Raw genomic sequence first — 22,443 nt, 5'->3', positions numbered from 1 at the left:
CGCGAGAATCACCTCGTGCTTGTCCTCCCGGCACTCCCGGCGTCCCCGGACCCCCGACAGCCACTTCGCGGCACTTCGCCCCGCATGCGCGAGTAGGAACGGAACAGAAAACCGGCGTAGCCGTCAAATCTTTTGACGGACCGCGAGGCGGGCTTCCGCTTCGCCTTTGAGGCCCTCGGCTCCGTGACTACGAGCGTCGTCTACTCCTCGCCGCTCCCCCGGCGCGCCATCAGCCGCTGACCTCGCCCGTGGTGCGGTGCCGTACCGCCGATCCGTGCCGCTCCTTCACCACTTCGAGCTGTGCGGGGATACGGCGGCGCAGATCGGCGACATGGCTGACGATGCCGACGCTGCGGTCCCGCTCGCGCAGCGAGTCCAGCACGTCGAGCACCTCGTCGAGGGTCTGGTCGTCGAGGCTGCCGAAGCCCTCGTCGATGAAGAGGGTGTCCAGCCGTACGCCGCCCGCCTCGTCGGTGACGACATCGGCGAGGCCGAGCGCGAGGGCCAGCGAGGCGAAGAACGTCTCGCCGCCCGAGAGCGTCGCCGTATCGCGCTCGCGGCCGGTCCACGCGTCGACGACATGCAGGCCGAGGCCCGACCTGCGGCCTCCGGTGCGGGCATCGGAGTGGACCAGCGTGTAGCGGCCGGACGACATGCGCTGCAGCCGTGCGGTGGCGGCTGCTGCGACCTGTTCGAGCCGGGCCGCGAGCACGTACGACTCCAGCCGCATCTTGCGTTCGTTGTCGGCGGAGGTACCAGCGGTGAGCCCGGCCAGCCGTGCCACCCGGTCGTACTCCTCGCGCAGCGGACCGAGCCTGCGCACCTCGTCCGCGGCGCTGCGCGACAGCCGGTCGAGCTCGGCACAGCGCTCGCGTGCGGCGGCCAGTGCCGCGGAGGCGTCCCGCAGCTGCCGCTCGGCCATGTCGTATGCGGTCCGCGCGACATCGACCTCGGCTCGCGGGCCGCCGGCTGCTGCTCGGGTCGCGGTCTCGGCGAGACGGTCGGCGACGGCGGCCGCCTCGGACTGCCAGGCGTCGATGAAACGCTGGAGTTCGCGCTGTCCGGCATCGGTGAGGAGGGTCGCGGCCGCGGCCTGCGGGGTGTCGAACCCGGCGCGGAACGCGGCGTCCGCGAGCCGGCCGTCGGCCTCCTTGCGGCGCTGTGCGGCCGTCTCCTCCTCCCGTACCGCCTCGGCGGCCGCGGCGAGCAGACCGACCCGGCGCTCCAGCAGCTCGGCGTGCTCGGCGACGCTGCCGGACTTTCCGCGAGCCGTCGCCAACTCGGCCTCCAGTGCGATCTGTTCACGGTCCAGACCTTCCCGCAGGGAAGTGCGGGCCGCGGCCCGGCGCTCGGCCAGCTGCCGGCTCTCAAGGCGCTCGGCCTGTTCCCGCTCGGCGGCTGCGAGGGCCTCGCGCGCCGCGTGCATACCGGCAGCGGACCGGTGCGCCTGTGCATGCGTGCGCGTCAACCGGTCGACGAGTGCGCCGAGTTCGGCGACGGTGGGGTCGGCGAGGGACTCGGTGGCGGCACCGGGAAGGGGTTGCTTGGAGTCGGCCACATCGGTGGCAACCACCTCAGCCCCTGCCACCGGCTGCCGCGCAGCCGACTCAGCGGGGACAAACCCCGCTGCCGTCCCGGGCGGAGCCGACCCGGCAGCAACAACCCCGGCCATCCGCCCGGACACAGCCGGCTCGGCGGCATCGGCGCCGTCCCTCGGCTGCGGCACGGCCGACCGTGCGGCAACCCGGGCCGCCATGTGCTTCTCGTGTACGACCCCGAGCTCCCGGTCCGCCTCCGTGCGCGCCTCCTCGGCCCGCCGGTACGCGTCGAGAGCCCTCTCCTCGGTGGCCCGGTCGACATGCCCGTCGGCCGCGCGGGCGGGCTTGGGGTGGTCGGCCGAGCCGCACACCTTGCACTCCTCGCCGTCCACCAGCTCCGCAGCCAGCTCCGCGGCGATGTCACGCAGTCTCCGTTCGCGAAGCTCCAGCCACGACTCGTGGGCGCCCGAGGCCTGCTCACGGGCCGCGGCCAGCCGCTCGGCGGCGGCCGACGCCCGGATGGCCAGCGCGTCGCGGCGGCGGGCCGCTTCCAGCCGTGCGCGGGCCGGCTCCAGCCGCCCGGCGAGCTGTTCGGCTCGGGTGGCGGCTTCCTGGGCCTCCTCGATGCGTGCCCGCAGGTCGTGGCGTGTCGGCTCCCAGCCGGCCAGCCAGCCTCTCGCCTCGTGGATCAGCTCGTCGTCGGCCCGGGCCTGGCGCTCCAGTCCGGCCCGCTCGGCGTCGATCTCCGCGCTGCGCCGCTCGGCGCGCTTCGCGGCGTCGAGCCCGCCGAGCTCCTGCCGCAGCCTTCGCTCCAGTTCCGCCAGTTGCTCGGCACCGGCGTCGGCCAGAGTGTCGGGCAGCAGTGCACGGGCGCGGTCACGGGCATCGCGGGCCGTGCGGTAAGCGCGTTCGGCATCGTCGCGCAGCTCCAGTGCGGGGGCGACGAGGTCCGCCTTGCGGGCCCGCGCCAGCCGTTCGTGGTGTCGGTCGTGGTCGGGGCGGCCGGCTTCGACTGCGGTGGCGCGTCGCTGCGTCTCCTCGTAACGCTGCTGGAGCCGGGCGAGTTCGCGCTCGCTGTCGAGGGCCAGGCGTGCGGCCGACTGCCGCCCTTCGGCCATGGCCAGTACGGACTCGGCGATGTCGAGCCGTTCCCGGGCGCTGCTGCGGGCCGTCGCGGCCCACTCCAGCACGCCGTCGGCGAGCCCCGGTTCGCCGGGCTGGATGTCGGGCAGCGGCGATTCGTGGGAGGCCGGTCCGGCGGCCTGGGCGATCCGCTGGGCAACCGCGAGGATACGTTCGTCCCCGGCCCTGACCTGTGCTTCGGCGGTACGGCGCAGTTCGGCCAGGCGCTCCTCGACCGCGGCGAACCGGCGGGTGTCGAAGAGTCTGCCGAGCAGTTTGCCGCGCGCCTCGGCATCGGCGCGCAGGAAGCGCGCGAAGTCGCCCTGCGGCAGGAGCACCACCTGGCAGAACTGGTCCCGGCTCATCCCGATGAGCTGGGTGATCTCCTCACCGATCTCCTGGTGCGAGCGGCTCAGCGGCTGCCAGCCGTCGTCGGGGCCGTACTCCCGCAGCCAGCCCTGGGCCTTCTCCGTCGTGAAGCCGTTGCCCTTCTTCTTGGGGCGCGGCTGTGCGGGGCGCCGGGTGACTTCGAGGTGCCGGCCGCCGACGGTCAGTTCCAGCTTGACCTCGGTGGGGAGGTCCGCCGGGGCGTGGTCGCTGCGCAGCGAGGTACCGGGGCTCTGGCGGGCGCCGGGCACCGCGCCGTACAGGCCGTAACAGACGGCGTCGAGGACCGAGGTCTTTCCGGCGCCGGTCGGCCCGTGCAGCAGAAAGAGCCCGGCCGAGGAGAGTGCGTCGAAGTCGATGTCCTGGGTGGCGCCGAACGGCCCGAAGGCGGTGAGGCTGAGCCTGTGGAGTCTCAACGGTTCACCTCGCGCACGCTGTCGTCCACCCGCACGTGGTCGAAGGCGCCGCGCAGCACCGTTCGCTCCCGCTCGTCCGCTGCGGACCCGCCCCGCACATGTGCCACGAAGTCCTCCGCGATCTGCTGGTCGTCGCGCCCCTTGAGGCGCTGTGCGTACGAGGCGAGCGGGTCGTCGGGGGCCCGGTCGGGTTCGAATACGAGACTGAGTGTGTGCGGGAACCGCTCGACGAGGCGGGCCATGGGCTCGACCGGGCGCACCGGGTCGGTGAGCGTGGCCTCCACCCAGGATTCCCGGTGCTGCTCCAGCGCGGGGTCGTCGATGAGGGTGTCGAGGCGGCCGCGGATTCTGGCGAGCGGACGGGGCACCGGGCAGTCGATGCGCTCGGCGCCGACCGTTCCCGTGGCGTCGAGGTCGATCAGCCACATCGTCTTGCGGTGGGCGACCTCGGAGAAGGAGTACGCGAGCGGCGAGCCCGAGTAACGGACCCGGTCGGTGACGGTCTGGCAGCCGTGCAGATGCCCGAGCGCCACGTAGTCGACTCCGTCGAAGACTCCGGCGGGTACGGCGGCCACCCCGCCGACGGTGATGTCGCGCTCGCTGTCGCTGGGCTCGCCGCCCGCGACGAAGGCGTGGGCAAGCACCACGGACCGGGTGGTGTCCGGGCGGCTCGCGAGGTCGGCGCGTACCCGGTCCATGGCTGCGGTCAGCACCGCCTCGTGCCCGGCTCGCTCCGCTTTGAAGACGTCCTTCACCAGGGCCGGTTCCAGGTAGGGCAGCCCGTAGAACGCCACGTCGCCGTGTGCGTCGGGCAGGACGACGGGGGTGGCGCAGTGGGCGGGCTCGGTACGCAGATGGATTCCGGCCCGCCCGATCAGGCCTGCGCCGACGCCCAGCCTGCGTGCGGAGTCATGGTTCCCGGAGATCATCACGGTGGGCACGCCGGCGGCGGCGAGCCGGTGCAGCGCATCGTCGAAGAGCTCGACCGCGGACAGCGGCGGGACGGCCCTGTCGTACACATCACCCGCGACGAGGACCGCGTCCACCTCGTGCTCGCGCACCGTCGCCACCAGGTGGTCCAGGTACGCGGCCTGGGCTTCGAGCAGGGAGACCCGATGGAACGACCGCCCCAGGTGCCAGTCCGATGTGTGCAGAATTCTCAAGAGCCGGCTCCGACCTGCATTGTTCTCTTCCTCCGCCCCCGGGGCCCGTGTCTGTCTCGCACCGTGACCACACCGGGCCGGCACGGGCCCTCGTCGTCCGCACCGACCACGTCGACACCGGTGAGCCGCTGTTTCCTCACCGACCACAGTCTCCCACCACCGCCGACTGCCGCCGGGGCCTTCAGCCGAGAAGATCGATCCGGGTTCCGACCAAGAGCCGTTCCGCCTGCCGGTACGCGTCCCAGGCGACGGCCAGGTCCTGCCAGGGGAGCCCGACGGGTGCGTAGACGGAGCGGGTCGTGCCGCAGGTGCGGCCGGGATGCGCGCCGCCGAGCAGTTCACCGAGGGTGGCGTCCGCAGCGGTGGCCGGCAGTCCCGCTGCGGCGAGGGCGCCCATCGCCGCAGCCTGCTCACGGTCGTCGACGACGAGGAGGGCAGCGGCGAGCAGGTCGGCGGCGAGTTCCTGCTTGCCGGGTTCATCGGTGCCGAGCGTGGTGAAGTGCTGTCCGGGGCGGCTGTCGGCAAGGCTCAGCACGGGTGTGCGCGACCAGGTGGAGAGCAGGACGACATCCGTGGCCGCAGCGATTTCGGTCGCGGAGCCGAGGACCCGGCCGTGGTGTCGGGCGGCGAATTCCGCTGCGCGTCCCGGATCGGTGTCGTACACCACAAGATCGCGGAAGCTCCGCAGGCTCCGCAGTCCGCGGACCATGATCTCGGCCTGTGCGCCCGCGCCGACGACGCCCAGCACCGCTTCGCCCGCAGGGTCGGGAGCGGCGATGACATGAGTGCCGAGGGCAGCGGCCAGTCCGGTCCGCCATGCCGTGACGGTGGCGGAGTCGAGAAGGGCGAGAAGTTCGCCGTCCCGGCCGCTGTGCAGACAGATCACACCACGCAGCGCCGGCCGGGCGCCCGGGAACTTGGCGTTGACCTTGACGGTGTACGCGTCAATGCCCGGCAGCAGCCCGGGTATCAGAACCGTCGCCGTGCCCGGGAAGGGAAGATCCGTGCGCACCCGCTGCCCTGTGACCGTCGAGGAATCGGCTTGGCGGAACCCCTCTCGCAGGGCCTTCAGTGAGGCTTCCGGATCGAGGACGGCCAAGAGATCACTGCTGGTCAGGAGTCGGGTCATGTGCCCATTGTCCCGCGGGGCGGATCAGGCCCCGGCAGCACCGGGGGTCCCGGGGACAGCTGTGGGGACGTGGAGACCCGGTCAGGCGTCCCCGTACGCCTCGCCGCCCAGTTCCAGCTCGGCCTCGCCCGCTGTCGCGTCCGCCAGCCAGCCGCGGAACCCCTCGACATCGGCGTCCGGCAGCCCGATCTCGATGACGACAGCCTCCGCGTAGCGGACCTCTCGGACACTCCGCCCGGTGGCTCGCAGGTCGTTCTCCAGCTTGCCCGCGCGCTCATGGCCGACGGTGATCGTGGCAAGGCGGAACCGCTGCCGGATGATGGTGCCGAGTTCGTCGAGGGCCTCCCCGACCACTCCCCCGTATGCCCGGATCAGTCCGCCCGCACCGAGCTTCACACCGCCGTAGTAGCGGGTGACGACAGCGACGACGTACCGCATCTCACGGCGTGTCAGCATCTGCAGCATGGGTACGCCCGCGGTGCCACCGGGTTCTCCGTCGTCGCTCGCCTTCTGTACGGAGGCGTCGGCGCCGATCACGTAGGCGAAGCAGTTGTGGGTGGCGGTCGGGTGTTCCCTGCGGATGCGTGCGACGAAGTCCTGCGCCTCCTGCTCGGTGGCGGCGGGGGCGAGCGCGCAGATGAAGCGCGACCTGTTGATCTCGGTCTCGTGCACGCCCGCTCGGGCGACTGTCCGGTACTGCTCCTGCATCCGGCCACCCTATGCCCCGGCCGGGAATGGTCCGGGGCCGCTGTCCGTTGTGCCGATCATGTACGCAGACGCAGAGACGATCCGCAGGATTCTCCGGGACACGGGCGAGACGTGGGCGGTGGTGGGCCTGTCCAACAACCGGTCGCGCGCGGCCTACGGCGTCGCCGAGGTGCTTCAGCGCTTCGGCAAGCGGGTGGTCCCGGTGCACCCGAAGGCGGAGCGGGTCCATGGCGAGGACGGCTACGCCTCGCTGGCCGACATACCGTTCCCGGTCGATGTGGTGGACGTCTTCGTCAACAGTGAACTTGCCGGCGGCGTGGCCGACGATGCGGTGACGGCGGGCGCGAAGGCGGTCTGGTTCCAGCTCGGCGTGGTCGACACCGAGGCGTACGACCGCACGCGGGCGGCCGGGCTCGACATGGTCATGGACCGCTGCCCGGCCATCGAGATTCCCGCGCTGAGCCGGTAGCCGCCACACCCCCGTGTCTCGTCCGAATGTGCGTGGTGTCACACTCGGCGCCCGGCTGGGAGAATGACCCGCTGTGAGTACTACGACTGCGCCGACCGTCCGCCACAGCCGAACCGCGCTGGCCCGGCAACTGTCCGAGCTCGGCGTGGAGCGGAACGGCGTCCTCCTGGTGCATGCGTCGATGCGTGCGGTGGGGTCGGTGAGCGGCGGGGTCCGGGCGGTGATCGCTGCGTTACGGGAAGCCCTCGGCGGGCACGGCACCCTCGTCGTCCCGGCCTTCACCCCGGAGAACTCCGACACCTCCCCGCACTACCTCGACCGGGTGCGCGGTCTCACCGACCGGGCCCGGGACGCCGTACGGGCGAGCATGCCGCCCTTCGACCCGGCGACGTCGGCCGCACCGTCGATGGGCCGCCTCGCGGAGGCCGTGCGGCTCACCGAGGGGGCGGCGCGCAGCGTCCACCCGCAGACATCCTTCGCCGCGCTCGGCCCCTCGGCCCGGAAACTGGTGGCGCACCACCGCCCCGACTGCCATCTCGGCGAGGACTCCCCGTTGGCCCGGCTCTACGACCTGCGGGCCCAAGTGCTCCTGCTGGGCACCGGGTTCGACACCTGCACCGCATTCCATCTCGGCGAGTACCGGATGCCCGCCCCGCCCCGCCGCACCTATCGTTGCGTGGTGACGTCCGGGGGCCGGCGCCAGTGGTGGGAGTACGAGGACATCGCGCTGGACGACAGCGACTTCGCGGCCCTGGGAGCGGACTTCGCCCGCTCGGACGACGGTGCGACTGTCCGCATCGGCCCGGTGGGGTCAACGACGAGTCGGCTCTTCCGCTTCACCGATGCCGTCGACTTCGCGTCGTGCTGGCTGCCGTCACATCGGGGCGGAGCGCCTGTTCAGGTCCTCTGCCGAGCGCACGGCCAGACCCTCAGACCCTGACGCCCAGACCCTCGACGACCACCGCGCCCGGCAGCGCCGCCAGCGCCTTGCCCGGGACGATCAGCTTGCCCCTCCGGCTGCCGCTGCCGATCAGCACCCATTCCTCGTCGACGACGGCGGGATCGATCAACAGTGGCCAAGCGGCCGGGAGTCCGATCGGTGTGATTCCGCCGTACTCCATGCCGGTCTCACCGACCGCCGTGTCCATCGGGGCGAAAGACGCCTTGCGTGCGCCCAGGTGCTTGCGGACCGCGCCGTTCACGTCGACACGCGAGTGGGAGAGGACGAGGCAGGCCGCCAGTGTCACTTCGCCGCCGCGCTTGCTCGCCACCACGACGCAGTTGGCCGACCGGTCGAGCAGTTCCGCGCCGTGGTGCTCGACGAAGACCGCCGTGTCGGCGATGGCCGGATCCGTGTCGACGTGGATGATCTGCGCGGCGGGGACACCGCTCCAGCCTTCGCTCACGGCTGCGGCGACGGGCTCGGTGAGCAGGTCGAGACGGTCGACCGCTGGGCAGGCATTCTCGAAGGATCCGATGGGTGCGCGCATGCACGCAACGCTAACAGCGTCTTGAAGGCGGCCGGTTGGCCGTCTCACCGTACGGGCGGGATGGAGACCGCCATGGTGACCTCGGTCGGCTCGGAACAGTCGTTGCGGTACGCGTGCGGGTGATGCGCCTCGAACGTGGCGGACCCACCGGCGGGTACGGAGTACGAGGTTCCGTCGACGACCAGGGTGAGCTCTCCCGCGGTGACGTGGAGCAGTTCGACCGTGCCCTCGGGGTGCGGGTCGGAGTCGCTGCTGTCGCCCGGCATCAGGCGCCACGACCAGAGTTCGAGCGGCCCTCTGGCCTCCGTGCCGACGAGCAGCGTGGTGGAACTGCCCGCGTCCGTGGACCACATGCGCACCGCCTGGCTCTCGGGCACCAGCCGGACCGGTGAGCCCTGCTCGTAGTCGAGCAGCGTGGTGATGCTGACCCCCAGCGCGTCGGCGAGCTTGACCGTGGTGCCGACGCTCGGGTTGGTGCGGGCCTGTTCGATCTGGATGATCATGCCGCGGCTGACCCCGGCACGGGCGGCGAGTGCGTCCAGAGTGAAGCCGCGTTCCCCCCGCCAGCGCTTGAGATTGCGCGCGAGCGACTGGGTGAGCTGATCGAGGTCAGACACATTCCGTCCAATATTTTGGATGACAGGGTCGAAAATACTGCACTACGGTGTGGTGTACCCAACCGTTCATCGCACTGTACTGCGAGGCATGCAATGACAGCACTGTTCGCCCTGGCCACCAGCCTGCTCTGGGGGCTGGCCGACTTCGGCGGCGGGCTGCTCACGCGACGTACGCCCGCACTCACCGTGGTCGTCGCCTCGCAGACCGCCGCGGCGGTGGTGCTCGGCGTCATCGTGATCGCGACCGGCGGCTGGAGCGAGGCGGGCCCGCAGCTCTGGTTCGCCGTCGCGGCGGGCGCCGTCGGGCCGGTTGCGATGCTGAGCTTCTACAAGGCCCTGGCGCTCGGCCCGATGGGTGTCATCTCCCCGCTCGGATCGCTGGGTGTCGCCGTGCCGGTCAGCGTCGGCCTCATCGTCGGGGAGCGGCCGGGGCTGCTCCAGTTCGCGGGGGTCGGCGTCGCCGTGGTGGGCGTCGTGCTGGCCGGTGGTCCGCAGTTGCGCGGGGCTCCGGTGCAGCGCCGGGCGGTGCTGCTGACCCTGGTGGCCGCGTTCGGCTTCGGGTCGGTGATGTCCCTGATCGCGGAGGCGTCCACGACGGTGACCGGGCTGTTCCTGGCGCTCTTCGTCCAGCGCCTCACCAATATCGCGGTGGGCGGCAGCGCCCTGTACGTATCGGTGCGCCGCGGGGCACGCGCGTTGCCGGAGGACGGCGGGGCCGCCGTGGTGCTGGCCGCACTGCCCGCCCTGGCATTCGTCGGGCTCGCGGATGTCGCGGCCAACGGCACGTACTCGATAGCCGCACAGCACGGCCCGGTCACCGTGGCCGCCGTACTCGCCTCGCTCTATCCGGTGGTCACGGCCCTGGCCGCGCGCGGAGTGCTGGGGGAACGGCTGCGCGGCGTGCAGGCGGCCGGGGCCGGTCTCGCCCTGGTGGGCACGGTGCTGCTGGCGACCGGCTGAGGATCCGGCACCCCACAGCCCCTCAGCCCCTCAGCCCCTCAGTCGCCGGACGGGCCCGATGTCTCGCCCGGTTCCGCCAGGGCCAGCAACTGCTCGGGCGTGACGCCCGAGGGGATCGGCACGGGAGCAGGGGTGCGCAGCGGCGGCTGCCAGCCCTTCTCCGGATCCCAACTGCGTACGACACGGGCGGGAGCACCGGCCACCACCGCATGGTCGGGCACCTCACCCCGCACCACCGCGCCCGCGGCGACCACCACGTTGCGCCCGAGCGTGGCCCCGGGCAGGATCACCGCTCCGGTGCCGATCCAGCAGCCCGGACCGATGGCGACCGGCTCCATTCGGGGCCACTGTCTGCCGACCGGCTCGTGCGGATCGTCGTAACTGTGGTTCGTGGACGTGATGTAGACATACGGCCCGCAGTACGTGTCTGAGCCGATGGTCACCGTGGTGTCGGCGACGACATGGCTGCCGCGGCCGAGCACCACTCCGTCCCCCAGGGTCAGGATCGGCTCGGATCCGAGGTCCAGGTCGGGCATGAGTCCGGCCGTCAGCGTGACCTGTTCACCGATCACACAGTGGGCACCGAGCTCAATCCATGGCTCCCCGAAGACCGTGCCCTGCGGGAAGGCCAGCCGGGTGCCTGCGCCGATCCGGCCGAACCGCAGCCGGCCGGGGTGTTCCGCGGTGACCGCGCCCGACTCCTGTACCCAGCGCCAGCCGCGGTGGACGGCCCGGGACAGGGCGCGCCTCCGCCAGGCGGCAAGGGAAGAGAACGTGTTCCTGTTCTTGGGCACTCGCACACGGTAGTCGGCGCCGCCCGGCGTGATCACCGCGGCGGCCTGTGATGTTCACCCCACTCGGCGGCGCTCCACCGCCCGTCGCATACCGTTCCTCTGGCGCGATCCAACAGCGGCGACCGAGCTGCTGCGATCGGACGACCGCGACCGCACGGCACTGGGGCACGGAGGAACGGGCGATGGCAGAGCAGGCGTTGATCACGGGAATGGGCGGCAAGGAGCCGGACATCGATGCGGAGGCCTTCACCGCGCCGACATCGGTCGTGATCGGTGAGATCACGATGGCCGCGGGTTCCAGCGTCTGGTACCACGCAGTACTGCGTGCCGACTGCGGTCCCATCGTCATCGGCGCCGACAGCAACATCCAGGACAACTGCAGCGTCCACGTCGACCCCGGGTTCCCCGTCACGGTCGGCGAGCGCGTCTCGGTCGGGCACAACGCCGTACTCCACGGCTGCACCATCGAGGACGACGTGCTGGTCGGCATGGGGTCCACCGTGCTCAACGGCGCCCGCATCGGCGCCGGTTCACTGATCGCGGCACAGGCGCTGGTCCCGCAGGGGATGCAGGTGCCGCCGGGGTCGCTCGTCGCGGGCGTCCCCGCCAAGGTCAAGCGGCAGCTGACCGAGGAGGAGCTCGAAGGCATCAAGTTCAACGCGGTGGGTTACGTGGAGCTGGCCAAGGCCCACCGACAGGTGCACGAAAACTGAACGGACCGGAGCCAAGGGGCTCGGTGGGCGGTTGACCGGGCCGGCACCGCCGCCCTGCCGGTCTGTCGCTGCCGGGTCAGTCCGCGGCCGGTACGGTCCCCGCTTCGGGCGCGGAGACGTCCGGCGTCCGCGCCGTCGCCTTCTTGGCCCGGTTCTTCAGCACCAGCATCGAGGTCACACCGATCAGCACCGCGACCACCAGGCCGAGGTAGGAGAACCGCTTGAGCCAGGCCTCGGCGACGACTCCCACCGAGTAGACGACGGCTGTGGTGCCACCGGCCCAGACGATGCCGCCGAGCAGATTGGCGATCAGGAACTTCCAGTACGGCATGTGCAGTACGCCGGCCAGCGGCCCCGCGAAGATCCGCAGCAGTGCGACGAAGCGGCCGAAGAACACCGTCCACATGCCCCACTTCTGGAACGACCGTTCCGCCATGCCGATCTGGCTCTCCCCGAAGTGTTTGGGGAACTTCCCGCCGAGCCGGGCGAGGAGCGGCCGTCCGCCCTTGCGGCCGATGGCGTATCCGGCCGAGTCACCTATGACCGCGCCGGCCGAGGCGCAGGCACCGAGGATCCAGGGGTTGATTCCGTCGTGCCCGGCGGCCAGCAGCGCCGCACTGACCAGGACAATCTCGCCAGGCAGTGGAATTCCGAGGCTCTCCAGCCCGATGACAACGCCCACCAGGACGTAAACGCTGACCGCGGGGACGGTCTCCAGCCATTCCTGGATGTGCAACGCCGGTTCCTCCCGTACTGATGTCCCGTTGCCCGCCGGCCAACTCCTCGGCGCACGGCGGGAATGCTACCTGCCCCGCCAACTGCCCGAACAGCACGAAAAGCCGCCACGCCCCCTCATGGGGTGCGCGGCGGCCCGTCGCGGAGCCGTCCCGGATCAGGCGTTCGGACGCAGCGTCCAGACGACCGTCATCTCACCGGTCACCGCACCGTCCGCGCGCTGGATCTCGATGACCACGGGGAACTCGGGCCGCTTGCCCTCGTCGAGTTCGGCGACGACATCGGCCACCGGGCGGCCGAGGGTCGCCGTCGCGGTGACGACACCCATGGCCAGCTTCTTGTAACCGATCTCCGCTTTCACCGCCAGCGGCACGGCACGCGACATCTGGTCGCCGAAGGCGGCGATGACGATCGCACCGCTCGCCGACTCCGCGAGCGTGAACATCGCACCGGCGTGGGGTCCGCCGATGTGGTTGTGGTAGTCGGCCTGGTCCGGCAGACGGACCACCGCACGCTCGGCGGTCGTCTCCAGGAACTCGAGATTGAGGGTCCGGGCCATCGGAACCGTCGCGGCGAGCATCTCGCCGACGGTCATCTGTTCAGCACTCATGACCAGATGTTACTCATGAGTAGATCTCTTTGGCCATCCCGGAGCACCCATGCCCCGTCCCCTGGTCGCATCCTTCACCGTCCGCTCACGGGGGCGGGCGTAGCAGACCGGCCACCGCCCCTCTATCGTTACTCGCCATGTGGCCAGGACAGCAGCCGCCCGGGGGCGAGCAAAACCCGCAGGACCAGAATCAGAACCCGTATCAGCAGCCGGGGTACCAGCAGCCGAATCCCTATCAGCAGCCGGGATATCAGCAGCAGGGACAGCCTGGGCAACAGCCGGGCCATCCGCAGCAGGGGCAGCAGCCCGGCTACCCGCAGCCGAACCCGTACCAACAGCCGACTGTGCCGCAGTACGCGGTCCCCGGTCCGCCTGGTGGTCCGCAGCCCGGCGACAACAACAAGAAGACCACCGCCATCGCGATCGTCGCGGCCACCGCTGTCGTCGTGGCTGCCGTGGTCACCGGCGTCGTCGTGATGAACAAGGACGAGAACAAGGGCAAGGACGTCGCCGACGACAAGAACTCGTCGGCGCCCGCCAAGCCGTCCGATTCCGCGTCCTCGCCCGAGGCGAACCCGCGCGGCACCGACGAGGACGCCAAGCCCCTGATCGCGGGCTGGAAGGTCGTCACCAACCCCAAGTGGGGGACGCAGTTCGACGTGCCCGGGGACTGGGAGGTCGGCTCTCCCGGCACGTTCTCGTTCTTCGAGGACGACAAGAAGGGTGACGGCTCGCCCCTCATCGGTTTCTCCGCGCCGTCGTACTACCAGAGCAAGTGGTGCGTGGACGATTCGGACAAGGACGGCACCAAGGAGGACATGAGCCTGGCCAGTGCCGGCACCAGGGGCGCCCAGGGCGCCACCGACGCCGCCAAGAACGCTCACAGCGAGGCAGGCACCTGGGCGTGGGCCGCGTACGCGCAGCACATGCCGGAGAGCACCATCAAGTTCACGCCGGCCAAGCAGTACACCACCAAGTCGGGTCTGACCGGCCAGGTTGTCACGGCCACCGCTCCCAATGTCACGAAGCGGAAGAAGTGTGACAGCGACGGCAAGACCATCGCCTTCACCTTCAAGAACAAGAAGGGCGAGTTCGCGTCGTGGGTCCTGTACGGAGCCGACAACGTCAAGGACGAGCTCCCGGACACTACGATCCAGCAGATCCTGAGCACCGTGCGGCTGGTGGACGTCGCCCCGTCACCCTGACCGTCTCCACCGCCTCCGGGAAAGCATTTGGCAGGGTGGGGTCGCAGCGGCGATAGTCCCTCGGTGACTGCCGCTACCGCCCCCGCCCCCCTCATGAGCCGCCCCGGCCGCAATTACCGTCTGCTGACCGCCGCCGCGATCATCACGGGCCTGGGTACCCATGGCGCGCTGATCGCGGCGGCGTTCGCGGTTCTGGAGTCGGGCGGTGACGGCGGCGACGTCGGTCTGGTGGCCGCCGCCAGGACCGCACCGCTGGTGCTGTTCCTGCTGATCGGCGGGGCGATCGCGGACCGGCTGCCGCGCCACCGGGTGATGGTCGCGGCGAACGCCCTCAACTGCGTCTCGCAGGCCGCCTTCGCCTGGCTGGTCCTGGCCGGCGATCCGAAGCTGTGGCAGATGATGCTGCTCACCGCGTTGTGCGGCACCGGGCAGGCGTTCTTCAACCCGGCGGCCGAGGGCATGCTGATGTCGAGCGTCAGCCGTGAGCAGGCGAGCCGCGCCTTCGCCCTCTTCCGGATGTCCATGCAGGGCGCGGCGATCGGCGGTGCGGCGCTCGGCGGCGCCATGATCGCGGCGATGGACCCGGGCTGGGTGCTGGCCATCGATGCCGCGTCCTTCGCGGTGGCGGGGGCGCTGCGCGCCTTCCTGGACGTCAGCCACATTCCGTCGCGCGCACCGGGCGGCGGCCTGCTCGCCGATCTGCGCGACGGCTGGCAGGAGTTCATCGGCCGCCCCTGGCTGTGGAGCATCGTGGCGCAGTTCTCGGTGGTGGTCGCCGCAGTGGGTGCCGCCGAGTCCGTGTACGGGCCGTTGGTCGCCCGGGACGAGCTCGGTGGCGCCCGCCCCTGGGGTTTCGCGCTCGCCGCGTTCGGGGTCGGCACGCTGGGCGGGGCGCTCTTGATGATGCGCTGGAAGCCCCGGCGGCTGCTGCTGGCCGGAACCCTCGGTGTCTTCCCGCTGGCCCTGCCGTCGGCGGGACTGGCGGTGCCGTTGCCGGTGGCCGGGCTCTGCATGGTGATGTTCGTCAGCGGAGTCGCCATAGAGGTGTTCGGGGTCTCGTGGATGACGGCCATGCATCAGGAGATCCCGGAGGAGAAGCTGTCACGTGTCTCGGCGTACGACTGGTTCGGCTCGGTGGCGATGATGCCGGTCGCCACCGCCCTCGCCGGTCCGGTGGAGGCCGTGGTCGGGCGCAGTGAGGCCCTGTGGGGTTGCGCGGGGCTGATCGTACTGGTCACCGGCGCCGTGCTGTTCGTACCCGAGGTACGCAATCTGACCCGCGCCGCCGTCACCACCGAGGTGGTGACGGCCAAGGCGCAAGGAACGGCCTCAGCCGATGCCGAAGGCTCCGTCGGGCGGCTCGGGTGAGGCGACCGCCTCGCCGTCCCTGACCGGCCGGGCGGCTTTGACGAGCCGGTCCAGCGAGGTCCCGTGCTCGACCCTGGCGGGGAAGGCGTCGGCGGCGCAGCTACGGGTCAGCGTCGCCGTGTCGATGGGGCTTCGGGACGCGACGAGGACGACGTTGCCGAAGCGCCGGCCGCGCAGCACCGCCGGTTCGGCGATCAGTGCGAGCTCCTCGAAGACGGCCGCGAAGGTGGCCAGTTGGGAGCGGAGGAAGCCGAAGGGTGCGCCGTCCGCGAGGTTGGCAGCGTAGATTCCGCCGTCGCGCAGCGCCCGGCGGGCAGCCTGTGCGTACTCGACGGTGGTGAGGTGGGCGGGCACTCGCGAGCCACCGAAGACATCCGCGATCAGAACATCGACCGAGCCGGGCGAAGTCTGTTCCAGCCTTCTGCGTGCGTCCGTGCCGTGCACGGTGATCCCGCTGCCGTCGGGGACCGGCAGATGCTCGGCGACCAGGGCGAGGAGCCCGAGGTCGGCCTCGGCGACGTCCTGGCGGGAGCCCGGCCTGGCCCCGGCGACATAGCGGGGCAGGGTGAGCGCACCACCGCCGAGATGAAGTACGTCCAGCGGTGCGCCCGGTGCCGCGGCGCAGTCCACGACATGGGCGAGCCGTTGCGCGTACTCGAATTCGAGGTGGTCCGGCGCGTCGAGATCGACGTACGACTGGGGTGCACCGTCGACGGTGAGCAGCCAGGCCCTGTCCCGGTCCACGTCGGGCAGGAGTCTGGCGGTGCCCTGGTCCACGTCCCGGATGACAGGTATTGACTCGTTCACTCCCCCATTGTGGGGTGCCCGATCAGTTGCTCACGACCGCGGCGACAGCTTCGGTGTGCGCCGCCGACTGGGCGAGCCCGGCACGGGCCGCCGCGGCCCGTCGGCTGGGGTCGAGGGAGTTGCGGCCGAATGCCTTCTTCGCCGCCGCGTCCGGGGTGATGACCTCCACACGGGCGCCCTTCGCGGCCAGCTCGGCCGCCTGCGAGCGCGGCGAGACGATGACCTTGTTGCCACTGGCTGTCGGAGCGATGACGACGACGCGCCCGTAACCTGCGGCGAGATGAGCGTTGGCCGGGGAGTGCACCCCGCCGTCGATCCAGGACCGTTCCCCGAAGGTGGCGACGGGCCATACGGCCGGGACGGCGGAGCTCGCGGTGACGGCGTCCACGAGGGGAACTCCGCTGTCCTTGTCGAACGTGTGGAGCTCACCGGTGGCCGCGTCGACCGCGGTGATGCGCAGGGGACGCCCGGGCCAGTCGGGTGACAGGAGACGGCCGGCGATCGCCGCACGCCGTTCCTCCGCCGTGATGCCGAGGTGGGCGTCCTTCGCGATCCGGGCCAGCTTCCGCCCGTACGCCTCGGGGGTACGGGCGGACAGCACGGCCCCCGCATAGCGCAGGAACGTCAGCGCGCCGAGCTTGCCGCCGGTCATGCCCTGCGGATCGGCGAGCTGGAGTTCGTACAGTTCCGGAAGGCCGAGCAGTCCGGAGGCCAGCTGCGCGCCGACCACCGCGCCCGCCGAACTGCCGATGATCAGATCGGCGGTGGACAGGTCAACGCCCGCCTTCGCGAGCCCGTACAGAATTCCGGTCTCCCAGGCGCCGCCCGTGACGCCGCCGGCACCGAGCACCAGTGCTGTGTCTGTCATACCGTCAGTCTTGCTTACGGCACCGGGCCCGCCTCCCATGGGGTACGGAAGGCGGGCCCCTGGTGCGACACGGCTCAGAGCAGTCCGGTGACGGTGCCCGCGCCGACGGTGCGGCCGCCCTCGCGGATCGCGAAGCCGAGTCCGGTCTCCAGCGGGACGTCGCGGCCCAGCTCGACGGTCAGGTCGACCGTGTCCCCGGGTCGCGCCACCGCCACCGCACCGAGGTCGACGTCGCCCACGACGTCCGCGGTGCGGATGTAGAACTGCGGCCGGTATCCGGTGGTCACCGGGGTGGTCCGGCCGCCCTCCCGCGCCGACAGGACATACACCTGCGCGGAGAAACGGCGGCTCGGCGTCACGCTGCCGGGCGCCGCGACCACATGGCCGCGACGCACCCGGTCGCGCTCCACCCCGCGCAGCAGCAGGGCCACGTTGTCTCCGGCCTCCGCGGACTCCATCGGCTTCCCGAAGGTCTCCAGACCGATGACGACCGTCTCGATGTCCGGGCCCAGCACCGACACCCGGTCACCGACCCGCACAGTGCCGCGCTCGACGGCTCCGGTGACGACGGTGCCCCGGCCGGTGATGGTCAGGACGTTCTCCACCGACAGCAGGAACGGCGCGTCGGTGTAGCGGACCGGCATCGGCACATACGTGTCGACGGCGTCCAGCAGCGCCTCGACGGCCGCGGTCCATCGCGGGTCGCCCTCCAGGGCCTTCAGGCCCGACACCCGTACGACGGGGACACCGTCGCCGCCGTAGCCGTGCGCGGAGAGCAGCTCGCGGACCTCCAGCTCGACCAGGTCGGTCAGCTCGGGGTCACCCGCGTCCGCCTTGTTCAGGGCGACCACGATGTGGTCGACACCCACCTGACGGGCCAGCAGGACATGCTCGGCGGTCTGCGGCATGATCCCGTCGAGCGCGGAGACGACGAGGATCGCCCCGTCGAGCTGGGCGGCGCCGGTGACCATGTTCTTGATGTAGTCGGCGTGCCCCGGCATGTCGACATGCGCGTAGTGACGGGTGTCGGTCTCGTACTCGACGTGCGCGATGTTGATGGTGATGCCGCGCCGGGTCTCCTCCGGCGCCCGGTCGATCCGGTCGAACGGGACGAACGTGCCGGTTCCGCGGTCGCTGAGGACCTTGGTGATGGCGGCGGTCAGGGTGGTCTTTCCGTGGTCGACGTGGCCCATGGTGCCGATGTTGAGGTGCGGCTTGGTGCGCACGTATGCCGTCTTGGGCATGACTCATTCCTTGGAATTCGAAGCTGAGAGAGAAGACCCCAGGGACTCGCCGACCCTCCCCTTACGGGGTCCGCCGGACTGTCGGGGGAGGGTCAGCTTCGTGCGCCGCCGATGGGCGCTGCGGCAGCGGAGAACGCTGCCGCTGCGACAAGTGCCGCTGCGGTGACGGGGTTCACGGCAGCCTTCGGCGCGTCCGCGACTGCGGACTGCGCTGCGAGGAAGGCGTACCGGAACATGGGTCCGATCATGGCCGACCGGCGCGGCCACGTCGAATGGTTTTCCGGCGGACACCGCAAGCCGGACATGGGAGTTCGGGTTCCGCCCCGCCGTCGCAGATGCCTGGTCCGCGGGACGTCGGCAGCGCGCGGGAGCGATATCGGCCGCCTGGCTCGCACCGTGCACATTGCGGCGATCACCCCCGGGCGTCGGTTAGTCTCCCCGCATGCTCGACCCCGTCCCCGCCGCCCGGCCCACAGGCGGCCTCGCCGTGCGCTGCACGAGGGCGCTGCTCTCGCCCTGGTCCCGGTTCTCGTTGCTCGTGGCGGTGCTGCTGGCCGCCGCGGCGACGATGCTGTTCCTCGAACCCCAACGGTTGCTCGCCACCGGCTGGCCTGCCCAGCTGAGCGGTGGCGCCGCCGCGGTCGTGCTGTTCGGTGTCGCGTACGGCGTGTGCACGGTGGCCTTCGTACCGCGGCCACTGCTCAATCTCGCCGCCGGTGCGCTGTTCGGTTCGCAGGCGGGGCTGGTCGCCGCGCTGGCGGGTACGGTGCTCGGCGCGGGCATCTCGTTCGGGCTGGGCAGGGTGCTCGGGCAGGACGCGCTCCGTACGCTGCTGCGCGGACGCTGGCTCAAGGCGGCGGACGGTCAGCTGAGCCGGCACGGCTTCCGCTCGATGCTGGCGCTGCGGCTGTTCCCCGGTGTGCCGTTCGCGGCGGCCAACTACTGCGCGGCCGTCTCGCGCATGGGGTATCCGCCGTTCCTGATGGCCACCGGGCTCGGCTCGGTCCCGAACACCGCCGCCTATGTCGTCGCGGGCAGCGAGGCCTCGTCACCGACGTCGCCCGCGTTCCTGGCCGCGATGGGCTTCATCGTGCTGACGGGGCTCGGCGCGGCCGTCGTCGCCTGGCGCAAGCGTCACCGCCTCGCCGCCGAGTGATCCGGTACCCGTGGGAGCAGAGACCGGGGCGGTGGTCGGGCGCGGGGGTACGCGTATCGCTGTTCATCTGAGGGCGATACCCTGCCCGCGACCGACCGACGATCTCCGGGCCCGGCACGGCCCTGCCCTCATTTGACCGCAATGCGCACGTTGCCGACGCCCCCTGTTGCCGTCGGCCGATGCACGATCACCTCCGGGATGGCCAAAGCCCCATGAGCTGGTTCGAATCGTTCGTCCTGGGCCTCGTTCAGGGACTGACCGAGTTCCTGCCGATCTCCTCCAGCGCACATCTGCGGCTCACCGCAGCGTTCGCCGGCTGGCACGACCCGGGTGCGGCGTTCACCGCCATCACCCAGATCGGCACGGAGGCAGCGGTCCTCATCTACTTCCGCAAGGACATCGTCCGGATCGTCTCGGCCTGGTTCCGCTCGCTGACCAACCGGTCGATGCGCAGCGACCACGACGCCCAGATGGGCTGGCTGGTCATCGTCGGCTCCATCCCCATCGGTGTGCTCGGCGTGACGTTCAAGGACCAGATCGAGGGGCCCTTCCGCGATCTGCGGCTGATCGCCACCACCCTGATCGTCATGGGCATCGTCCTCGGCATCGCCGACCGTCTCGCCGCCCGCGACGAGGCAGGCGGCAGGCACCGGGCCGCCAGGGAACGCAAGACGCTGAAGGAACTCGGCGTCAAGGACGGCCTGATCTTCGGCTTCTGCCAGGCGATGGCCCTGATCCCGGGTGTCTCCCGCTCCGGCGCCACCATCAGCGGCGGTCTGCTGATGGGGTACACCCGCGAGGCGGCGGCCCGCTACTCCTTCCTGCTCGCGATCCCGGCGGTGCTCGCCTCGGGTGTCTTCGAGCTCAAGGACGCGGGCGAGGGGCATGTGTCGTGGGGTCCGACGATCTTCGCGACGTTCATCGCATTCGGCGTGGGCTATGCCGTTATCGCCTGGTTCATGAAGTTCATCACGACCAAGAGCTTCATGCCGTTCGTCATCTACCGCGTGCTTCTCGGGCTGCTCCTGTTCGCGCTGGTGACGGCAGGTGTGCTGAGCCCGCACGCGGGCGAGTCGGCGGGATAGCGCTGCGTACGCGCGCCCGCACCCCGTCCGTCCGGCTCAGCGCTGGGCCCTGCGGCGGGCCAGCAGCGCACCTGTCACCAGTCCGACCAGCAGGGTCACGGTCAGTACCGCCCAGAGCGGCAGGGTGACGGTGGGTACCCACAGCCGGATGCCGACCGATTCGGTGTTCGCGGCGATGAACCAGATCGCAAGACCGATCAGTACCAAGATCCCGATGGTGCGTATCCGCACGTCCCGGCCCTTGACGGAGAGGGTCGGCGGGGTGTGCGGTCGAGACGTCTTCTGTGCCATGGTTCCAGTATCGAGCGATTCAGGTGATTAGTCCTGGCAGGTCTCATCCATCGTGCTCTGCGCCGGCCGCCGCCACACCACCTCTACGAAGTGGCGTGGCGGTGAGGGTCAGGGTATGTCGCCCTGCCAGTCCCACCGGTCGAAGTCGCCGTCCCTGGGTCCGTACTCTGCTCGGCCGCCCGGGCCGAACCGCCCGATCTCCGTGTTCAGCGCCGCCCCCTCGCGCAGTGCCGTCTCCGTCCAGCCGGTCACATCGAGGAGCAGCCCGTCGAGCGGGCCGCCCACCAACTCCCGGTAGGAGTGACCCGGCTGGGGCCCCGGGTCGGGATCGTCATGGTCGGCGCCGTACACGCGCCGCTGCCGCATCAGCTCGTCCATGGGTGCAGGATCGCATCCGGCACTGACAATCACGGTGGGCCGGAAGCCTCACGGCCCGCGGTCGGCCATGAATGCCTCGGTCCGGGCCGGTCCCGGAACGAGGTCCGCCGCGACCCGTGCACGTACCTCGTGCTCGGTGACCGCCCCGATGCTCCCCGCAACCCAGACGTCACCCCAGCCGCTGACGCAGGCAACCGGGGGGCGAGCCAAGAAGCGGGTGGCGCACCCCCATCGGTCAGTACGCGACGACCGCCCACACCAGCGCCCCGACGACGAGCGCCGCGCAGCACACCGCGGCAGCCCGTACGACGGAGCGGCGGGTTCACGCGCTCCGGGAAGTGCGGGCGAGGAGGCGGGCCGGCGCGGGAAGCACCAGGATCGCGTGGAGGCTCACGCCGTGCAGTGGCTTGAGCGATGCCGTGGAGCGGTAGCCGGTCAACTGGTGTCCGGTGCGGGTGAGATAACGCCGCGGGCGATCACGGCCACGCCCGACAGCAGCCCGACAAGAAGAATCGCCCAGCCCGACCGCAGAGCGAGAGCCATCCCGGCGGGCCCCTGTGGACGCCGGGTGCACGAGGCGACCGCGAAGGTGGCGAGAATGCCGACCATCAGTCCCCCGCCCGACAGCCAGTGACAGGGAGACCGCCGTGTCGAAAGGGGTCTCCATGTTGAAGTGGGACGGTACGCCGCGCCATACCTGAAGCGTGATCCCACCGGTCTCCAGTACGCAGTCGGCGGCGAACAGCCCGAGCAGCACGGCCCGGGTCCGGTCCCCGATCCGTACGTACGAGGTCACCCGGGTGACCGCGACGAGTGTCAGGCCGAAGGAGAGTCCGAAGGTGACCGGCTTGCGCCAGGACACCGGACCGTCCCAGGGACCGCCGCCTACTGCGAGGACAACAAGGTGAAGCAGCCCCGAGACGACAAGCGCCGCTCCTGTCGCGTAACAAAGCGCTTCGACCGGAGGCAGCTTCCGCCACCTCGTGACGAGGGGCAGCGGGCCGGCGCCCAGCGGCTCCGGCGCGGTCGTCGGAACTGCGGACCGGTTCTCCATGGCCCGAAGCATCCTCGGTGTGCGCCCGGCGGCTTCGTACCGGCGGAGGCGGTTGCCCTACGCCCCCCGGAGTACAGAATTCTTGCCCTCTCCCGTACGCCGCCGCCGACGGGGCCTCACACGTTCTCGCCGAGAA

24 protein-coding genes and 2 pseudogenes are annotated in these 22,443 nt (G+C 71.0%); 9 read left to right on the top strand and 17 right to left on the bottom strand.

The annotated features are described in order from the left end of the window. Positions 1–171: 171 nt before the first annotated feature. Positions 172–240, top strand: a pseudogene (locus NRF20_RS37240) (Lrp/AsnC family transcriptional regulator); the annotation flags it as partial. On the opposite strand, the gene NRF20_RS37235 reads toward NRF20_RS37240, so the two are convergent. The 4 genes from NRF20_RS37235 to NRF20_RS37220 form a co-directional block, all read right to left on the bottom strand. Further along, positions 230–3,463 carry an AAA family ATPase gene (locus tag NRF20_RS37235; RefSeq protein WP_413753994.1) on the bottom strand — a complete coding sequence of 1,078 codons (3,234 nt, stop codon included), beginning with the start codon at positions 3,461–3,463 and terminating at the stop codon, positions 230–232. The pseudogene NRF20_RS37240 and the gene NRF20_RS37235 overlap by 11 nt on opposite strands. Further along, positions 3,460–4,626 (bottom strand): exonuclease SbcCD subunit D, encoded by a 1,167-nt coding sequence (locus tag NRF20_RS37230; RefSeq protein ID WP_398632502.1) that lies wholly within the window; start codon positions 4,624–4,626, stop codon positions 3,460–3,462. Before NRF20_RS37230 ends, NRF20_RS37235 begins: the two co-directional genes overlap by 4 nt. 181 nt (positions 4,627–4,807) lie before the next feature. Further along, positions 4,808–5,755, bottom strand: coding sequence for an ornithine cyclodeaminase family protein (locus tag NRF20_RS37225; RefSeq protein WP_413753993.1), 948 nt, complete (start codon positions 5,753–5,755; stop codon positions 4,808–4,810). A gap of 81 nt (positions 5,756–5,836) precedes the next feature. Continuing rightward, complete coding sequence (locus NRF20_RS37220) at positions 5,837–6,463, bottom strand: YigZ family protein (RefSeq protein ID WP_114243342.1); 627 nt, start codon at positions 6,461–6,463, stop codon at positions 5,837–5,839. A 58-nt stretch (positions 6,464–6,521) separates the two neighbouring features. Here NRF20_RS37220 and NRF20_RS37215 point away from each other — a divergent pair, with 58 nt between their 5' ends. Both NRF20_RS37215 and NRF20_RS37210 read left to right on the top strand, forming a co-directional pair. Beyond that, positions 6,522–6,932 carry a CoA-binding protein gene (locus tag NRF20_RS37215; protein WP_398632500.1) on the top strand — a complete coding sequence of 137 codons (411 nt, stop codon included), beginning with the start codon at positions 6,522–6,524 and terminating at the stop codon, positions 6,930–6,932. Positions 6,933–7,005: 73 nt separating this feature from the next. After that, entirely contained in the window at positions 7,006–7,872 is an 867-nt protein-coding gene (locus tag NRF20_RS37210; protein ID WP_413753992.1) for an aminoglycoside N(3)-acetyltransferase, read from the top strand. Here NRF20_RS37210 and NRF20_RS37205 read toward each other — a convergent pair. Together NRF20_RS37205 and NRF20_RS37200 are read right to left on the bottom strand one after the other, a co-directional pair. Then, on the bottom strand, positions 7,862–8,422 hold the full coding sequence (locus NRF20_RS37205; RefSeq protein ID WP_413753991.1) for a YbaK/EbsC family protein: 561 nt from the start codon (positions 8,420–8,422) through the stop codon (positions 7,862–7,864). The genes NRF20_RS37210 and NRF20_RS37205 overlap by 11 nt on opposite strands. A 44-nt stretch (positions 8,423–8,466) precedes the next feature. Further along, positions 8,467–9,039, bottom strand: a complete 573-nt coding sequence (locus NRF20_RS37200; protein ID WP_413753990.1) for a helix-turn-helix domain-containing protein — start codon at positions 9,037–9,039, stop codon at positions 8,467–8,469. Positions 9,040–9,132: 93 nt separating this feature from the next. Here NRF20_RS37200 and NRF20_RS37195 point away from each other — a divergent pair, with 93 nt between their 5' ends. After that, positions 9,133–9,999, top strand: a complete 867-nt coding sequence (locus NRF20_RS37195; RefSeq protein WP_398632498.1) for an EamA family transporter — start codon at positions 9,133–9,135, stop codon at positions 9,997–9,999. A 38-nt stretch (positions 10,000–10,037) separates the two neighbouring features. Here NRF20_RS37195 and NRF20_RS37190 read toward each other — a convergent pair whose 3' ends face one another. Further along, a complete protein-coding gene (locus NRF20_RS37190) occupies positions 10,038–10,793 on the bottom strand; it encodes an acyltransferase (protein ID WP_413753989.1) in 756 nt (251 codons plus the stop codon). A gap of 182 nt (positions 10,794–10,975) precedes the next feature. Between NRF20_RS37190 and NRF20_RS37185 the strand changes: the two genes are divergently transcribed. After that, a complete protein-coding gene (locus NRF20_RS37185; RefSeq protein ID WP_114243346.1) occupies positions 10,976–11,506 on the top strand; it encodes a gamma carbonic anhydrase family protein in 531 nt (176 codons plus the stop codon). 76 nt (positions 11,507–11,582) lie between these two features. Here the strand turns inward: NRF20_RS37185 and NRF20_RS37180 are convergent, their stop codons facing one another. From NRF20_RS37180 to NRF20_RS37170, 3 genes are all read right to left on the bottom strand, one after another. After that, positions 11,583–12,242, bottom strand: a complete 660-nt coding sequence (locus NRF20_RS37180) for a DedA family protein (protein ID WP_398632496.1) — start codon at positions 12,240–12,242, stop codon at positions 11,583–11,585. A 156-nt stretch (positions 12,243–12,398) separates the two neighbouring features. Next, on the bottom strand, positions 12,399–12,836 hold the full coding sequence (locus NRF20_RS37175; protein WP_114243348.1) for a DUF4442 domain-containing protein: 438 nt from the start codon (positions 12,834–12,836) through the stop codon (positions 12,399–12,401). A 143-nt stretch (positions 12,837–12,979) separates the two neighbouring features. Next, on the bottom strand, positions 12,980–13,186 hold the full coding sequence (locus NRF20_RS37170; protein WP_413753988.1) for a hypothetical protein: 207 nt from the start codon (positions 13,184–13,186) through the stop codon (positions 12,980–12,982). Positions 13,187–13,195: 9 nt separating this feature from the next. Here NRF20_RS37170 and NRF20_RS37165 point away from each other — a divergent pair, with 9 nt between their 5' ends. Both NRF20_RS37165 and NRF20_RS37160 read left to right on the top strand, forming a co-directional pair. After that, positions 13,196–14,056, top strand: coding sequence for a hypothetical protein (locus NRF20_RS37165; protein WP_413753987.1), 861 nt, complete (start codon positions 13,196–13,198; stop codon positions 14,054–14,056). Between the two features lie 63 nt (positions 14,057–14,119). Continuing rightward, positions 14,120–15,424 carry an MFS transporter gene (locus NRF20_RS37160; protein ID WP_398632494.1) on the top strand — a complete coding sequence of 435 codons (1,305 nt, stop codon included), beginning with the start codon at positions 14,120–14,122 and terminating at the stop codon, positions 15,422–15,424. Here the strand turns inward: NRF20_RS37160 and NRF20_RS37155 are convergent. The 4 genes from NRF20_RS37155 to NRF20_RS37140 all read right to left on the bottom strand — a co-directional run bounded on the left by NRF20_RS37155 (position 15,386) and on the right by NRF20_RS37140 (position 18,579). Then, entirely contained in the window at positions 15,386–16,231 is an 846-nt protein-coding gene (locus NRF20_RS37155) for a spermidine synthase (protein ID WP_413753986.1), read from the bottom strand. The genes NRF20_RS37160 and NRF20_RS37155 overlap by 39 nt on opposite strands. Positions 16,232–16,253: 22 nt before the next feature. Next, positions 16,254–17,099 (bottom strand): patatin-like phospholipase family protein, encoded by an 846-nt coding sequence (locus NRF20_RS37150; protein ID WP_398632492.1) that lies wholly within the window; start codon positions 17,097–17,099, stop codon positions 16,254–16,256. 74 nt (positions 17,100–17,173) lie between these two features. Next, the gene (gene tuf, locus NRF20_RS37145) at positions 17,174–18,343 is read right to left on the bottom strand and encodes an elongation factor Tu (protein WP_398632491.1); all 1,170 of its coding nucleotides are present in this window, start codon (positions 18,341–18,343) and stop codon (positions 17,174–17,176) included. Between the two features lie 92 nt (positions 18,344–18,435). Then, positions 18,436–18,579, bottom strand: a complete 144-nt coding sequence (locus NRF20_RS37140) for a hypothetical protein (RefSeq protein WP_189280386.1) — start codon at positions 18,577–18,579, stop codon at positions 18,436–18,438. A gap of 206 nt (positions 18,580–18,785) precedes the next feature. Here NRF20_RS37140 and NRF20_RS37135 point away from each other — a divergent pair, with 206 nt between their 5' ends. After that, entirely contained in the window at positions 18,786–19,499 is a 714-nt protein-coding gene (locus NRF20_RS37135; protein WP_266363459.1) for a TVP38/TMEM64 family protein, read from the top strand. A 212-nt stretch (positions 19,500–19,711) separates the two neighbouring features. Then, positions 19,712–20,584 carry an undecaprenyl-diphosphate phosphatase gene (locus NRF20_RS37130; protein WP_266363457.1) on the top strand — a complete coding sequence of 291 codons (873 nt, stop codon included), beginning with the start codon at positions 19,712–19,714 and terminating at the stop codon, positions 20,582–20,584. A gap of 36 nt (positions 20,585–20,620) precedes the next feature. Here NRF20_RS37130 and NRF20_RS37125 read toward each other — a convergent pair whose 3' ends face one another. The 3 genes and pseudogenes from NRF20_RS37125 to NRF20_RS37115 all read right to left on the bottom strand — a co-directional run bounded on the left by NRF20_RS37125 (position 20,621) and on the right by NRF20_RS37115 (position 22,319). Further along, entirely contained in the window at positions 20,621–20,875 is a 255-nt protein-coding gene (locus tag NRF20_RS37125) for a DUF1049 domain-containing protein (protein ID WP_398632490.1), read from the bottom strand. Positions 20,876–20,983: 108 nt separating this feature from the next. Then, positions 20,984–21,253: a hypothetical protein gene (locus NRF20_RS37120; RefSeq protein ID WP_114248874.1), complete on the bottom strand. Its 270-nt coding sequence runs from the start codon at positions 21,251–21,253 to the stop codon at positions 20,984–20,986. A 235-nt stretch (positions 21,254–21,488) separates the two neighbouring features. Then, positions 21,489–22,319, bottom strand: a pseudogene (locus NRF20_RS37115) (hypothetical protein). Positions 22,320–22,443: the final 124 nt, after the last annotated feature.

Source organism: Streptomyces sp. R-74717, from assembly GCF_047305335.1.
GTDB lineage: Bacteria > Actinomycetota > Actinomycetes > Streptomycetales > Streptomycetaceae > Streptomyces > Streptomyces atratus.
Note: the sequence above shows the minus strand (reverse complement) of the source record. Positions and strands in the feature narration are given on the sequence as shown.